Source organism: Pseudomonas sp. NFACC56-3, assembly GCF_900100025.1.
Classification (GTDB): domain Bacteria; phylum Pseudomonadota; class Gammaproteobacteria; order Pseudomonadales; family Pseudomonadaceae; genus Aquipseudomonas; species Aquipseudomonas fluorescens_AA.
This window is the reverse complement of sequence record NZ_FMTK01000025.1, coordinates 69,533-83,461: the sequence shown is the minus strand read 5'-3', so window position 1 is coordinate 83,461 and position 13,929 is coordinate 69,533. Positions and strand designations below refer to the sequence as shown.

Genomic DNA, 13,929 nt, shown 5'->3' with positions numbered 1-13,929 from the left:
GCCTGCTGGGCCAGCCAGCGGCACAGGTTGCCCAGGGAAATAATATAGTTGCCTTCGTTGTGCATGGTCTTGGGCACGAAGAAGTCAGGGATTTTGCTCGCGGCCTCGGCGTTTCTCAGGACATAAATGTCATCGCGTGTGACAGGCGTATTCAGCGGCGCGCCGAGTTCTTTCCAGTCCGGGAAGAGTTCGTTCAGGGCGCGGGGCTCGAACACCGCGCCGGAGAGGATGTGGGCACCGACTTCTGAACCTTTTTCGACCACGCAGACGCTGATTTCCTTACCGGCTTCGGCGGCCTTCTGTTTCAGTCGGCAAGCGGCAGACAGGCCAGCGGGGCCGGCACCGACGATGACCACGTCGAATTCCATGTATTCGCGTTCCACAGGCTATCTCCTACTCAAGGCTCACAGTTTTTCTAATTGGAGGTTTGGCGTCGCATCCGTTGTTTCCTTCGCGAAAAGCGACGAAAGCGACAATGGATGAACCGCGGGTCTCTCTTAAGCGGCGCATTATATCTACACCACTCTCAGGGTCCAATACAAACGTTTGTTTGAAATTGCCGCAGCCCAGATAAATCACTGACGTACGGCTTATGACTGACCATTTTGCCGTATTGACCGGAATAGGCGTTCCGGTCAAGATACGGGCGGTTTTGCGCTCGCCGTAGGCTGACTGTTGGTTTCAAGAGCACCTCTAAAGACAGGGCGAAGGCAGCACAAAGTGACGTATTGCGCGGTTCCGAGGCGCAGTTTACACGCCGCGATAATGAATGACCCATCGGTCATCACTGACGAATGGTCTTCACTCCCGTGAGCAGGGTCATGTGTGGTTCATGCCGGCGTTTTTAGAGGTGCCCTTGCGCCCATGAGCATCAACCGCCAGGTTCGCCTAGGCGACTTTTTTTCACCGGAGAGTAACGAGGAATCCATGAAGGTTCTTGTAGCTGTCAAACGAGTGGTCGACTATAACGTCAAGGTCCGCGTCAAAGCGGACAACTCCGGCGTCGACCTCGCCAACGTCAAGATGTCGATGAACCCTTTCTGCGAAATCGCCGTAGAAGAAGCCGTGCGCCTGAAAGAAAAAGGCGTGGCGACTGAGATCGTCGTCGTCTCCATCGGCCCGACCACCGCCCAGGAACAACTGCGTACCGCGCTGGCTCTGGGTGCCGACCGCGCCATCCTCGTCGAATCCGCCGAAGACCTGACCTCCCTGGCCGTGGCCAAGCTGCTCAAGGCCGTTGTCGACAAGGAACAGCCTCAGCTGGTGATCCTCGGCAAACAAGCCATCGACAGCGACAACAACCAAACTGGCCAGATGCTCGCTGCACTGAGCGGCTACGGTCAGGGCACGTTCGCGTCCAAGGTCGAAGTCAGCGGCGACAGCGTTGCCGTGACTCGCGAGATCGACGGCGGCGCGCAGACCGTTTCCCTGAAACTGCCGGCCATCGTCACCACCGACCTGCGTTTGAACGAGCCGCGCTACGCGTCCCTGCCAAACATCATGAAAGCCAAGAAGAAGCCGCTTGAAGTGCTGACGCCTGACGCTTTGGGCGTTTCCACCGCCTCCACCAACAAGACCCTCAAAGTCGAAGCGCCGGCTGCACGCAGCGCGGGCATCAAGGTCAAGTCGGTGGCTGAACTGGTCGAGAAACTGAAAAACGAAGCGAAGGTAATCTAAACATGACTATCTTGGTAATCGCCGAACACGATAACAAGGCGCTGGCTCCGGCCACGCTGAACACCGTTGCTGCTGCCGCCAAAATCGGTGGCGATGTGCACGTCCTGGTGGCCGGGCAGGGCGCAAGCGCCGTTGCCGAAGCCGCTGCGAAAATCGCGGGCGTGGCAAAAGTGCTGTCGGCCGACAACGCCGCCTACGCGCACCAGTTGCCGGAAAACGTGGCGCCACTGGTAGCCGAGCTGGGCAAGGGCTACAGCCACATCCTGGCAGCCGCCACTTCCAACGGCAAAAACATCCTGCCGCGCGTCGCCGCTGCGCTGGACGTCGACCAGATCTCCGAGATCATCTCGGTAGAAAGCGCCGATACCTTCAAGCGTCCGATCTACGCCGGTAACGCCATTGCCACCGTGCAGTCGAACGCGTCGGTCAAGGTCATCACCGTCCGTGCCACCGGTTTCGACCCGGTTGCCGCCGAAGGTGGCTCGGCTGCCATTGAAGCTGTTGCTGCTGCCCACGACACTGGGATCTCCAGCTTCGTCGGCGAAGAACTGGCCAAGTCCGATCGTCCTGAACTGACCGCTGCCAAGATCGTCGTTTCCGGCGGCCGTGGCATGCAGAACGGTGACAACTTCAAGCACCTCTACGCCCTGGCCGACAAGCTGGGCGCTGCCGTCGGCGCTTCCCGCGCGGCGGTGGACGCAGGTTTCGTACCCAACGACATGCAGGTCGGTCAGACCGGCAAGATCGTTGCACCACAGCTGTACATCGCCGTCGGTATCTCCGGCGCGATCCAGCACCTGGCCGGCATGAAAGACTCCAAGGTGATCGTAGCGATCAACAAGGACGAAGAAGCGCCGATCTTCCAGGTGGCCGACTATGGCCTGGTAGCGGACCTGTTCGAAGCCATCCCTGAGTTGGAGAAGCTGGTCTAATCCGGCGTCTTCACTTATAAAGAGCCCGGCCCTTTGGCCGGGTTTTTTATTTCTGCACTATTTGTTTTCGCTGCAAGGGGAGCGTATTGCCATGGATCTTCGCCGTTTGGCCGGCTGGTCGTTGCTGTGGGCGTTGGCGGGTGTGCCGGGCCTATCTGCCGCCGCTGGCAAGTGTGAGCGGTTGATCGCCACCGGCAGCCCGGATGCGCCCCCCTACCTTTGGCAAGATCCTCAAGACCCCAAGCACTTGATTGGCGCTGGCGCCGACCTGCTCGCGCAGGTGGCGGGGGAGTTGGGCATCAAGATCGAATTGCTTTACGCCGGCAAGCGCGCCCAGGCAATGGACGAAGTGCGCAGCGGCCGCATGGACCTGCTCACCGATGCTCCGCTGACCAGCACCGGGCTTGAAGCCTTCGACTATGTTCATCCGCCCTTGTTGGAAAACGATTACCTGGTCTGGACCCGCAAGGATTCGACACTGGTCATCAACCAGCTCGAAGACTTACAGGGCCATCCCGGCGCGTTGTCGGAAAAGGCCCGTATGACCCAGGAATTCGGCGTTTTTGCCGAGCAGAAATTATCTCTGACCCGCACGCCTAACCTGACCCAGGCCTTTCAGAAATTGCTGTTGGGGGAAGTGGAATATGTCCTGGCGGGGCGCTATTCGGGCCTGGCGATGGCGCAGACACTGGGCATGGCCAACGACCTGCAAGCCGCACCGCAACCGGTGGACAAACCCGGGCTGTTCCTCGCGGTTTCCCACAACTCCGCCTGCAACGACCCATGGTTACGCGGACAGCTGGCGCAAAAGATGACAGAATTGGCCGCGTCCGGTCTGACGGAGGCTGTGTTGCAGCGCAATCTCGAGCGCTGGAAAACACAGTTGCAGCCACCTGTCAGTGCCCCAAAACAGTAGGGAACATTAGTGACTATTCGACCTCTTTTCGCTGCCCTGGCCGTTCTGGCTCTGGCGGGCTGCGCAGCCGATCCGGCGCCGAATGAACAGATCCGCCTGACCGAACAGGCACTGCAGCAAGCCCGGGCCGTTGGCGCTACTGCCGACGAAGTGCCCGAATTGAAACTGGCGGAAGAAAAATTCGCCCGCGCCAAATCCAACATGGCCGACGAATCCTACAAGAAGGCGCGCATGCGGGCCGAACAGGCTGAACTCGACGCACGCCTGGCCGAAGCGAAGGTGTTGACCCTCAAGAGCCAGGAGCAACTGAACGTGCTCGACACCCGCATCAAGCGCTTGCGCAAACAGCTGAGGGAGGATGCCCAATGAAGCACTCCCACGTATTGGGCGGTCTGGTCCTCGCTGGACTGGCCAGCTTGTATGGCTGCGCCGGCCAACGCAGCGAAGCGGCGCTCGAGCAGGCCAGTACCGATTTCCAGAAGGTCAAGGAAGACGCCAACGTATTGCGCGCCGCCCCCCGGGACGTGATCCGCGCCGGTGAATCCCTGGCCCGTGCCGATCGCTTGTCCAGTTACTGGGGCAGTGGCGAGGATGTGCAGCATTACGCCTACCTGAGCCAGCGCTACAGTGCGATCGCCCGGGAGCACAGCAATCAGGTGCTCAACGAGGAGCGCGCGGCGAAGCTCGAACTGGAGCGCCAGCGCTTGCAGCTGGCCCTGCGTGAATCCAAGTTGCTGAGTGTGCAGCAGCAGGGCAAATGGCTCGAAGAACAGATCATGGCGATGGCGACCACCCAGACCGATCGCGGCCTGGTGATGACCCTGGGCGACGTGCTGTTCGACACTGGCGAAGCGGAACTGAAGAATTCGGCCAACCGGGTGGTGCTCAAGATTGTGCAGTTCTTGCAGCTCAATCCCAAGCGCGTGGTGCGTATCGAGGGGTACACCGACAGCACGGGCGGCAAGCAGGAAAACCTCAAGTTGTCCCGAGACCGCGCACAGTCGGTGGCGGATGTGCTGGTGGACCTGGGGATCGATGAAAAGCGCATCCAGGTCGAAGGCTACGGTGATGAGTACCCGGTGGACGTTAACGCTACCGAGCGGGGCCGGGCACAGAACCGTCGCGTTGAAATTGTGTTCTCCGACGAAAAAGGCCAGCTCGGCGCCGCCCGCTAAGGGTTGCGTCACTGGAAAACCCGGCCCCTGTAGAAGGCGCCGGGTTTTTTTGGCCCTGCAATCGACGCGCTATGAGTACAGTTAGAGCTGTCACTCCACTGTACTGTCGAGTAATCTGGCAACTGTCCCAGTACACTTCTAAACTGTTCCGGTATCGTTTCCGACAAGAATAAAATGCCCGTGAAATCGAGTGCTGTGTCATGACCAACCTCCTGCTCTATCAACGTATTGCTCAACAGCTGGCTGAAGACATCCGGCGCGGTGTGTATCAGCCCGGTGAACGCGTGCCTTCGGTGCGCAAGATGAGCTCGCAACTCAACGTCAGCCACGCCACAGTGTTGCAGGCCTACGCGAACCTTGAAGATCAGGGGCTGATTCGTGCACGGCCGCAATCGGGCTACTACGTGCACCAGACACCGGCCCTGACGGCTCCGACGCCGGACATTGCCCGGGTAGAGCGCCCGGGGCTGGTGACGCGCAGCAGCATCATCCAGCAGGTATTGGTCGAGTCGCGCCGCGAAGGGGTGTTCCCCCTGGGCGCGGCGGTGCCGAGTGTCGAGTACCTGCCTGTCCGGGCCTTGCATCAGCAGTTGGCCAAGGTCACGCGTTTCCACAGCCCACGGGCGTTCAGCTACATGTTCAGCCCGGGCTTCGAGCCGTTGCGGCGCCAAGTGGCGATTCGCATGCGCGATGCCGGTGTCGTGGTGGACCCTTCCGAGGTGGTCATCACCCACGGCTGCGTCGATGCGCTGCAGATGTCCTTGCGGGTGCTGACGCGGCCGGGGGACTTGATCGCCGCCGAGTCGCCGACCTATTACGGCTTGCTGCAACTGGCGGATCTGTTGGGCCTCAAGGTCATCGAGATCCCCAGCGATCCGGTCACCGGCATGAGCCTGGAGGCCTTGCAGTTGGCGGCCAACCAGTGGTCGATCAAGGCGTTGGTGCTAACCACGCGCCTGAGCAATCCCCTCGGCGGCACCATGCCTGAAGAGCGGCAAAAACAATTGCTGCGCCTGGCGTCGGACTTCGACATCCAGATCGTCGAGGACGATATCTATGGCGAGCTGATGTTCGAGCAGGGCCGCACCAAGGCCCTCAAGGCCTACGATCGGCTGGACCGGGTCATCTACTGTTCGAGTTTTTCCAAGACGTTGTCGCCGGGTGTGCGCATCGGTTGGATGATCGCAGGGAAATTCCAACAGGAAATCCAGCGGCTCCAGACCTTCAGTACTCACTCGGCGTGCAGCGTCACGCAGATGGGCATTGCCGCCTACCTGGAAAACGGCGGCTATGACCGGCACTTGCGCTATATCCGCCAGGAGTACCGCAAGAACCTCAGCGCCTTTCAGCTGGCGGTGCAACAGCACTTCCCCGAAGGCACGCAAATGAGCCGTCCCAACGGCGGTTTCATCCTGTGGGTCAGCCTGCCGGGACGGGTCAATACCCAGGAATTGCACGTGCGGGCGCTGCAACAAGGCATCAGTATCGCGCCAGGGCTGATTTTCAGTAACACCGAGCAGTTCAACCACTGCATCCGCTTGAACTGCGGTACCCCCTGGAACCGTGAGGCAGAGCGGGCCTTGATGACGCTGGGGTTGTTGGCGACTCAATTGTGCCAAGAAACGGCCAACGGCCTTCTATAGAAATCAGCGGCTTAGCTTGATGTGCTTGTCAGCGCCTCATTATCAGGCGAGCATGGGGTTTTCTGCCGTCAGTACCGTTGTGTCTATGAAAGCCAATGTTCCTGTTGCCTGGATTTTGATCGGCCTGTTCAGTGTCTTCCAAATGGGAGGCGTCGTCGTGGCGGCTCCGGCGCAGGAAAAACCGGCCGTCAGTGCCACGAAGAATGCGCCGAAAAAAACCGCAGTGGCCAAGAAGCCTTCCGCTAAAAAGGCGACTGCGACGAAGAAAAAAAAGCGTGCGCCCATTGCTTCCAAGAGCAAATCCGCCCACGAGGTCGCCAAGACTCCATTGCCGCCGGCCAAGCTGGACCTGAGCCTGCCCCATGACATGGTCGAACAGCTGGAGCCACCGGGTAAGGTTGCGCCGCTCAAGCGCGAACCGCTCTTGCCGTCCATGTTCGGAGATAAACCCGGACCGTTCCAGCTCAATGGCCGGTTGTTGAGCAATGAAATGCAACTGCCGCTGCGCAATCAGGAGCGTAACGAGGTGGAAGGCGCAGCGCTGGATTTCGAATTCAAGCAGTAAGCCTTGCACAGGACATGCAGCTCGTCGCTGACCGTTCGGTCATTTGGCCAACGGTAAAAAAACACGCAGACGGTAATTTAAAACGAGTGTTTTAGCCGTTACTCTGTCTTCTGTTACTCATCATTACCCGCCGCGAGGATGTTGTCGTCATGAAGTGCCGTGAAGGCTGTGGCGCCTGTTGCATCGCCCCTTCCATCAGCTCACCTATCCCTGGCATGCCCCAAGGCAAACCGGCGGGAGAACGTTGTGTGCAACTGTCGGTCGATAACCTGTGCCGGATCTTCGGCCAGCCGGAGCGTCCGGCGGTGTGCTCGGCGTTCGAAGCCAACATCGAGGTGTGCGGCGGCAGCCGTGAAGAGGCCATCCGCTTGATCGGTTGGTGGGAGCAAGTCACGGCCGCGTAATGGGTCAATGAACAGATCCGAAATGAACGAACTTGGACAATAAGGAAAAAACTATGGGTTCGCTGCATCGTATGGCTGTGTTGTGTGGGTTGACCGTGTTGCTGGCGACGGCCACCGCCCAGGCAGAGGACTGGCAGGTTGCCAAGGAGAAGGAAGGTATCAAGGTTTCCCTCAGTGAAGTGGGGGGCTCCAAGTACAAGGCCTATCGCGGCGTGACGGTGATGAAAACCACCATGGCCAAGCTGCGGGCCCTGCAGGAAGACGTTCCCGGCGCCTGCGCCTGGATTCATGAGTGCAAGAGCCAGAAACTGCTCAAGCACGAAGGCGACAAGAGCTGGACTTATACCCAATTCAACACGCCATGGCCGGTGACGCCCCGGGACTCGGTGCTGGAAGTCACCACCGAGGAGGGGGCCGACGGCAGCCTGACCCGCAAGCTCAAGGGCGTGCCGACATACCTGCCTGAGGAGCAAGGTTTCGTGCGGGTGGCCCAGGTCGACGGCTTCTGGAAGTTCACGCCAAAGGGCGCGGACCAGATTGAAGTCGTTTATCAAGTCCACACCGAACCGGGTGGTGACGTGCCGTCCTGGCTGGCGAACAAGTTCGTGGTGGATGCGCCGTTCAACACCCTCAAGGCCCTGAAGGAACGCGCCGAAAAGTGATCGGCCAAGGCTGCACGAAGGAGACCGCCCCCGAGGCGGTCTTTTCATGTGTGCCGCCCAAGCACCCAGCGGAACGATTGTCCGCCGCTCAATGTCGAGATGAAGGTAAGCCCTGCCCTGAATTGATCAAGGAGACACTGATGCAAAAGTGGGAAATCACTTTCATTGACGATCACGGTGAAACCACCGTCGAGCAGTTCGACTATGACCACAAGCCCACCATGGAGCAGGCCGCCCAACTGATCCGCGAAAGGTTGCTACCCGTGCTCAGCCAATTGGACCTCAACGACCTGGTGGACCGCACCGAAGACCCGACCGTCAAAAACCTCAAGTCCCAAAACAGTATCGAAATCCTCAGCATTACACCGATTTCATGAAACGGTGGCTGGTCTCGCTTGGCAGTGGCCACCACTTGCGGCTACTCTGCAATTGAGATCAGCGAAAGGATCGCCAAGGTCCGGTCTTGTCAGCTACATGCTTGTGTCCCGACGGCCATTTGATGCCGTATCGCTTGCAGCCTGAAGGCTTCACGCACGGGAAGACGGAAAGTCTATCCATCGGTTTTAGGAGGACGTTTCATGAGCACAGCCTATCAAGAAGACATCAGCACCAGCGTATTGCGCCGCATGAAAGAAGGCGGTTTCGATTTTTCCCGATTCCATCCCATTGAGTTCTACGCCATTTTCCCGGACGAGGAGCGGGCGCGCAGGGCGGCAGGTCATTTTCGGGGCGAATCGTTGAACGCGCAGATCAGTGCACGGGACGACGGGGCTTGGTCATTGGAACTGAGCCGGGTGATGTACGCCACTTACGATGATATTGGCGACTTCGAGCAAGACTTCGAAGCCGTTGTCGAACCTTTGGGGGGTGTTATCGAGGGTTGGGGCGTCAAGCAAGAGATCCGGCGCCTGCAGGCCTGACAGTCACTCACCGCAACCACAGCAACGGCTGACCTTTGTGTCGGCCGTTTTCATGTCTGTGAGCTAACCGAGAGTCCCTGTGGGAGCCGAGCTTGCTCGCGATGGCGGCTGCAGGATCAACATCTTACCCGCTGACACACCACAATCACTTCCCCAGGTTTTGTACCTAACTGTATCCATACCAAGCCGCTTCGTTTTTCCATGGCTATGCTCAGGAGAGCGACGCCCCTGCGTCGCAATGAAGCGGGGGGCAGCGGGTGGGGGGTATTTGTCGCACCATAAAGGTGCGCTGCCTTTCGGTGGGGATTCCAACCCGTTGATCATAAAGCGTTTATGCCGATGGCACGGGGCTTGCGAAGCCTTGCTGCCAGGGTGACAAGGAGCACGGCATGATCCGCAGCGGTTTTGATGAAATGTACGATGCCGAAGGCCAGGTCCGCCCGCACTACCAGGCATTTGCCCGCTGGCTGGCCGACACGCCTGACGAACTGCTGGCGCAACGCAGGCGCGAAGCCGATCTGTTGTTTCACCGGGCCGGCATCACCTTCACGCTCTACGGGGACGAGCAGGGGACCGAGCGCCTGATCCCGTTCGACACGATCCCGCGCAGCATCCCGGCCAGCGAATGGCGGGTGGTCGAACGTGGCTGCATCCAACGGGTCAAGGCGCTGAACATGTTCCTGGCCGACCTCTACCACGAACAACGGATCATCCGGGCCGGCATCATCCCCGCCGAACAGGTGCTGGCCAACGAACAGTACCAACTGGCGATGCAAGGGCTCGATCTGCACCGTGACATCTACGCGCACATTTGCGGTGTCGACCTGGTACGCGACGGTGACGGCACCTACTACGTGCTCGAAGACAACCTGCGTACGCCCAGCGGCGTCAGCTACATGCTCGAAGACCGCAAGATGATGATGCGCCTGTTTCCCGAACTGTTCGCCGCCCAGCGCATCGCCCCCATCGATCATTATCCGAACCTGCTGCTCGACACCCTGAAAAGCTCCAGTCCACTGGATGACCCCAGCGTCGTGGTGCTGACGCCGGGGCGTTTCAACAGTGCATTTTTCGAGCACGCCTTCCTGGCCCGGGAGATGGGCGTGGAGTTGGTGGAAGGCGCTGACCTGTTCGTACGGGATGACAAAGTGTTCATGCGCACCACCGACGGGCCGAAGGCAGTGGATGTGATCTACCGTCGCCTCGACGACGCGTTCCTCGATCCACTGGCCTTCAATCCGGATTCGATGCTCGGCGTACCGGGGCTGTTGTCCTCCTACCGTTCCGGCAACGTGGTGCTGGCCAATGCCATCGGCACGGGGGTGGCGGACGACAAGTCGGTGTACCCGTTCGTCACCGACATGATCCGTTTTTACCTGGACGAAGACCCGATCCTGAAGAACGTTCCCACCTGGCAGTGCCGTAATCCTGCAGAGCTTTCCCATGTACTGGCGAATCTTCCCGACCTGGTGGTCAAGGAAACCCAGGGCTCCGGCGGGTATGGAATGCTGGTGGGGCCGGCCGCGACGGCCGCGCAAATCGATGCCTTTCGCGAGCGGATCAAGGCCAAGCCGCACGCCTACATCGCCCAGCCGACGCTGTCGCTCTCGACGTGCCCGACCTTTGTCGAAAGCGGTATCGCCCCACGTCACATCGACTTGCGCCCGTTTGTGCTGGCCGGCCGCGAGACCCGCGTGGTCCCTGGCGGGCTGACACGGGTGGCGCTGCGCGAAGGCTCCCTGGTGGTGAATTCATCCCAGGGCGGCGGTACCAAGGACACTTGGGTGGTCGAGGATTGAGGAGCTGCCATGCTGAGTAGAACCGCCTCGGACCTGTACTGGATGTCGCGCTACCTGGAGCGGGCGGAAAACCTCGCGCGGATGCTCGACGTCAGCTATTCGTTGTCACTGATGCCCCAGGACGGGCGTGGCGACGGCCTGCACGAACTGGCCATGCCATTGCTGATCACTGGCACGCTGGACGATTACCGGGAGCGACACGGCGATCTGCACGCCGAGCGCCTCCTGCACTTCTTTGCCCTGGAAGCGGCCAACCCGGCCAGCATCTACAGCTGTCTCGGTTCCGCGCGAGCCAGTGCCCATGCGGTACGTGGCCGAATCACCGCCGACATGTGGGAAAACATCAACGCCACCTGGCTAGAAATTCGTGGTATCGGCCAGCAAGGCTTGAATCGCTACGGCATGAGCCGTTTCTGCGAGTGGATCAAGGAGCGCTCGCACCTGTTTCGTGGCGCGACCTACGGCACCATCATGCGTAACGACGCGTTCCGGTTCATTCGCCTGGGGACCTTTATCGAAAGGGCCGACAACACCCTGCGCTTGCTCGATGCCCGCTACGAAATGGCCGGTGACCAGGCCGACGCAGTCAGCGACGGCACGGCCCACGCCTACTACCAATGGAGCGCCTTGTTGCGAGCCTTGTCGTCCTTCGAGGCCTATACCGAGATCTACCGTGAGGCCCCGGGCGCTCGCCATGTGGCTGAGTTGCTGCTGTTGCGCGCCGACGTGCCGCGCTCGCTGCGTGCCTGTACCGAAGAAATCGACCAGATCCTCGCGAGCCTGCCGGGCACCAACGGTCGGCAGGCACAACGACTGGCGGCGGAAATGGACGCACGCCTGCGCTACACCGGCATCAACGAAATCCTCGACGGGGGCCTGCATGCCTGGCTCACCGAATTCATCCCACTGGTCCGTGAACTGGGCAATACCATTCACAGTTCCTACCTGGAGGTCATATGAGACTCTCGATCAGCCACGAAACGGCCTACCACTATGACGATCAGGTTCGCGCCAGCATCCAGTACCTGCGCCTGACGCCCCACGACAGCGAACGCCAGCATGTGCTGAGCTGGCAGCTTGATTTGCCACGGCCGGTGCGGGCGCAACTGGATCCGTTTGGCAACATCCTGCACGTGCTGACCCTGGATGAACCCCACGAAACGGTCATCATCGGCGCCCGCGGACAGGTGGATATCGATCCGTTGCGCGAAGCCGAACACGAGAGCCAGTCGGCGCTGCCATTCCTGCGCTTCACCCGGCTGACCGAGGCGGACGAGGCCCTCCGAAACTTCGCCGCGCAGCAATGCCAGCAGCGTCGCGACCGCACCGCGTTGATCGACCTGATGCATGGGTTGAACCAGCACATGATCTACACCCCTGGCACCACGGCAGTCGAGACCAGCGCAGCCCAGGCGTTCGCCGGGCGTAGCGGGGTGTGCCAGGACCATACCCATGCCTTCCTGGCCTGCGCTCGTAGCCTGGGTGTGCCGGCGCGGTATGTGTCGGGTTATCTGTTCAGCGAAGAGAGCGAGCACCTGGCGAGCCATGCCTGGGCAGAGGCCTGGCTGGACGACGCCTGGTACAGCTTCGATGTGACCAACCAACTGGCTCGCCCGGAGCGCCACCTGAAACTGGCCGTGGGCCTGGATTACCTGGACGCCTGCCCAGTGCGTGGCATGCGCCGCGGCGGCGGTGGCGAGCAGATGCATGCCAGGATGATCGAGACCCCCGGCGCCCCAGCGATCACTGTGCAAATCCAGTAACCACCTGGCGAACGAGCCTTTGTGGCGAGGGAGCTTGCTCCCGCTCGAGTGCGAAGCGCTCGCAAGCTCGTCAAGAGGCTGCTGCGCAGCCCGGCGGGAGCAAGCTCCTTCGCCACAAAAGCGATCTCATGGAGCCAGCGGCTGCTTGCGTCCCGCCATATGCTTCAAGTAACCCACCAGCAAAGCCAGGTCCGAATCCGGCAACACCGCTGCCGAGAACCCAGGCATCTTGCCCTGGGGCCAGTGTCGCAGGCCTTGAGGGTCGCGAATGTAGCGCTTGAGGAAATCTCCGGAGAAGTATTCGGTGGGATTGAAAGGAATGTTCAGGTCAGGGCCGAACTGTGCGTCGCCAGCGCCATTGAGCCGATGACACGCCAGGCAGTTCTTCTGGAACAGTTCGAAACCTTTATTGATCGGGTCGTCCTTGGCCAGGTTGGGCGCTGGTAGCAGGGCCGGGAAGCGTTCAGCCACCGCCGACAGGCGCTTGATGTTGGCCACTGCATAGGGCCATTGTTCCGGGCTGATACGGCCAGCCTGCGGGTCGGTCCAGACCAGATAGAAAGGTCCGGCACTGGACTTGCCTTCCCCCAGCGACGGCCACGGCTTGGCCGGGTCTTCGATCGCCAACCAGGCCCGGGCCCCGCTCTTGTTGAGTAACGGCGCCGCGGGCATCTCGGCGGCGAAGCCATCCAGGGCAACGGCCTGCAGGTGGTCGTCCGGCTGGATGCCCGTCAACAGTGACGTCATCGGCACGGCTCGATAACTCATGGGCTTCTTGTAGGAAACGTCCTCAGCAATCTCGACCGTTTGAGCGTCCGGATGCTTGAGCAGTTCTTCGGTTTGCCAGGTGCGCGTGCTCGCGCCCAACTCCAGCACCAGTTGCGCGGCATACAGGGGCGTGCTGAGCAGCAACGCCCCGAACACAATGAGAGCTTTCAAGTCGATCGCCTTCCATGTCGAGGGGGAGGCCGCAAAGGTTGGCACAGCCATCGCAGCTCGAACAGTGAACCCATCACATTTTTTGGCGATACAACGTATTGGATGAAACAGGTGCCCCCGCGCAGGATTCAGCCAATCACCTTGGTGATATTCGGCAAAATCAACAGCAGCGTCGTGGCAAAGAGAATGAGTCCGGCTTGACGAACTTTCGAATGTTTGAACATGGCTGATCCGCCTTTTTTGTTATGTCCTGAAAACCAGCCTGCATATCCATGACAGCTGGCGTTGCACTTCCTGTTCCGACAAGTGCCTCGGCAAAACCCGACGACTGACTTGTACAAGGATTACATTAGGGGCCACGACCGCCTTGGCTTAGATCCAATTCGTATCAGCTTGGCACATATCGCTATTAAAACGGTATGAGGCCTAGTGCCACCTTCCTGCTGGCCCTTTTGCTAGACAGCTTGCCTTCCTGAATCGGTTAACCCGATAGCTCGCTACCGTTCGTCTGAGCGTGCCCGTCAACGCCATTGA

Annotated in this window: 16 protein-coding genes; 14 read left to right on the top strand and 2 right to left on the bottom strand. The window is 60.1% G+C overall.

All coding sequences use genetic code 11. From position 1 onward, the window contains the following. Nucleotides 1-383: NAD(P)/FAD-dependent oxidoreductase (locus tag BLO80_RS25555; RefSeq protein ID WP_139197118.1), on the bottom strand; the 383-nt coding region annotated here is incomplete at its 3' end. 544 nt (nucleotides 384-927) lie between these two features. On the opposite strand from BLO80_RS25555, the gene BLO80_RS25550 reads away from it, so the two are divergent. The 14 genes from BLO80_RS25550 to BLO80_RS25485 all read left to right on the top strand — a co-directional run bounded on the left by BLO80_RS25550 (nucleotide 928) and on the right by BLO80_RS25485 (nucleotide 12,456). Then, entirely contained in the window at nucleotides 928-1,677 is a 750-nt protein-coding gene (locus BLO80_RS25550) for an electron transfer flavoprotein subunit beta/FixA family protein (protein WP_007908338.1), read from the top strand. Nucleotides 1,678-1,679: 2 nt separating this feature from the next. Further along, entirely contained in the window at nucleotides 1,680-2,609 is a 930-nt protein-coding gene (locus BLO80_RS25545) for an electron transfer flavoprotein subunit alpha/FixB family protein (RefSeq protein ID WP_092332405.1), read from the top strand. Nucleotides 2,610-2,700: 91 nt separating this feature from the next. After that, nucleotides 2,701-3,525: a substrate-binding periplasmic protein gene (locus tag BLO80_RS25540; RefSeq protein WP_092332407.1), complete on the top strand. Its 825-nt coding sequence runs from the start codon at nucleotides 2,701-2,703 to the stop codon at nucleotides 3,523-3,525. A 9-nt stretch (nucleotides 3,526-3,534) separates the two neighbouring features. Next, nucleotides 3,535-3,894, top strand: a complete 360-nt coding sequence (locus BLO80_RS25535) for a DUF4398 domain-containing protein (protein WP_072406275.1) — start codon at nucleotides 3,535-3,537, stop codon at nucleotides 3,892-3,894. Then, entirely contained in the window at nucleotides 3,891-4,700 is an 810-nt protein-coding gene (locus BLO80_RS25530; RefSeq protein ID WP_092204671.1) for an OmpA family protein, read from the top strand. Before BLO80_RS25535 ends, BLO80_RS25530 begins: the two co-directional genes overlap by 4 nt. A gap of 200 nt (nucleotides 4,701-4,900) precedes the next feature. Beyond that, the gene (locus BLO80_RS25525; RefSeq protein ID WP_092204672.1) at nucleotides 4,901-6,343 is read left to right on the top strand and encodes an aminotransferase-like domain-containing protein; all 1,443 of its coding nucleotides are present in this window, start codon (nucleotides 4,901-4,903) and stop codon (nucleotides 6,341-6,343) included. Between the two features lie 85 nt (nucleotides 6,344-6,428). Continuing rightward, on the top strand, nucleotides 6,429-6,908 hold the full coding sequence (locus BLO80_RS25520; RefSeq protein ID WP_092332409.1) for a translation initiation factor 2: 480 nt from the start codon (nucleotides 6,429-6,431) through the stop codon (nucleotides 6,906-6,908). 149 nt (nucleotides 6,909-7,057) lie between these two features. Continuing rightward, nucleotides 7,058-7,312, top strand: a complete 255-nt coding sequence (locus BLO80_RS25515; protein WP_092332411.1) for a YkgJ family cysteine cluster protein — start codon at nucleotides 7,058-7,060, stop codon at nucleotides 7,310-7,312. Nucleotides 7,313-7,365: 53 nt separating this feature from the next. Continuing rightward, nucleotides 7,366-7,974, top strand: a complete 609-nt coding sequence (locus BLO80_RS25510) for an START domain-containing protein (RefSeq protein WP_072406266.1) — start codon at nucleotides 7,366-7,368, stop codon at nucleotides 7,972-7,974. A 140-nt stretch (nucleotides 7,975-8,114) separates the two neighbouring features. Beyond that, a complete protein-coding gene (locus BLO80_RS25505; RefSeq protein WP_072406264.1) occupies nucleotides 8,115-8,351 on the top strand; it encodes a hypothetical protein in 237 nt (78 codons plus the stop codon). Between the two features lie 201 nt (nucleotides 8,352-8,552). Then, the gene (locus tag BLO80_RS25500; protein WP_003179463.1) at nucleotides 8,553-8,894 is read left to right on the top strand and encodes a ribonuclease E inhibitor RraB; all 342 of its coding nucleotides are present in this window, start codon (nucleotides 8,553-8,555) and stop codon (nucleotides 8,892-8,894) included. Nucleotides 8,895-9,283: 389 nt separating this feature from the next. Next, the gene (locus tag BLO80_RS25495; protein ID WP_092332413.1) at nucleotides 9,284-10,693 is read left to right on the top strand and encodes a circularly permuted type 2 ATP-grasp protein; all 1,410 of its coding nucleotides are present in this window, start codon (nucleotides 9,284-9,286) and stop codon (nucleotides 10,691-10,693) included. Between the two features lie 9 nt (nucleotides 10,694-10,702). Further along, complete coding sequence (locus BLO80_RS25490) at nucleotides 10,703-11,653, top strand: alpha-E domain-containing protein (RefSeq protein WP_092204677.1); 951 nt, start codon at nucleotides 10,703-10,705, stop codon at nucleotides 11,651-11,653. Next, nucleotides 11,650-12,456, top strand: a complete 807-nt coding sequence (locus BLO80_RS25485; protein ID WP_092332415.1) for a transglutaminase family protein — start codon at nucleotides 11,650-11,652, stop codon at nucleotides 12,454-12,456. Before BLO80_RS25490 ends, BLO80_RS25485 begins: the two co-directional genes overlap by 4 nt. A gap of 126 nt (nucleotides 12,457-12,582) precedes the next feature. On the opposite strand, the gene BLO80_RS25480 is transcribed toward BLO80_RS25485, so the two are convergent. Continuing rightward, nucleotides 12,583-13,395 carry a c-type cytochrome gene (locus tag BLO80_RS25480; protein ID WP_092332417.1) on the bottom strand — a complete coding sequence of 271 codons (813 nt, stop codon included), beginning with the start codon at nucleotides 13,393-13,395 and terminating at the stop codon, nucleotides 12,583-12,585. Nucleotides 13,396-13,929 lie beyond the last annotated feature (534 nt).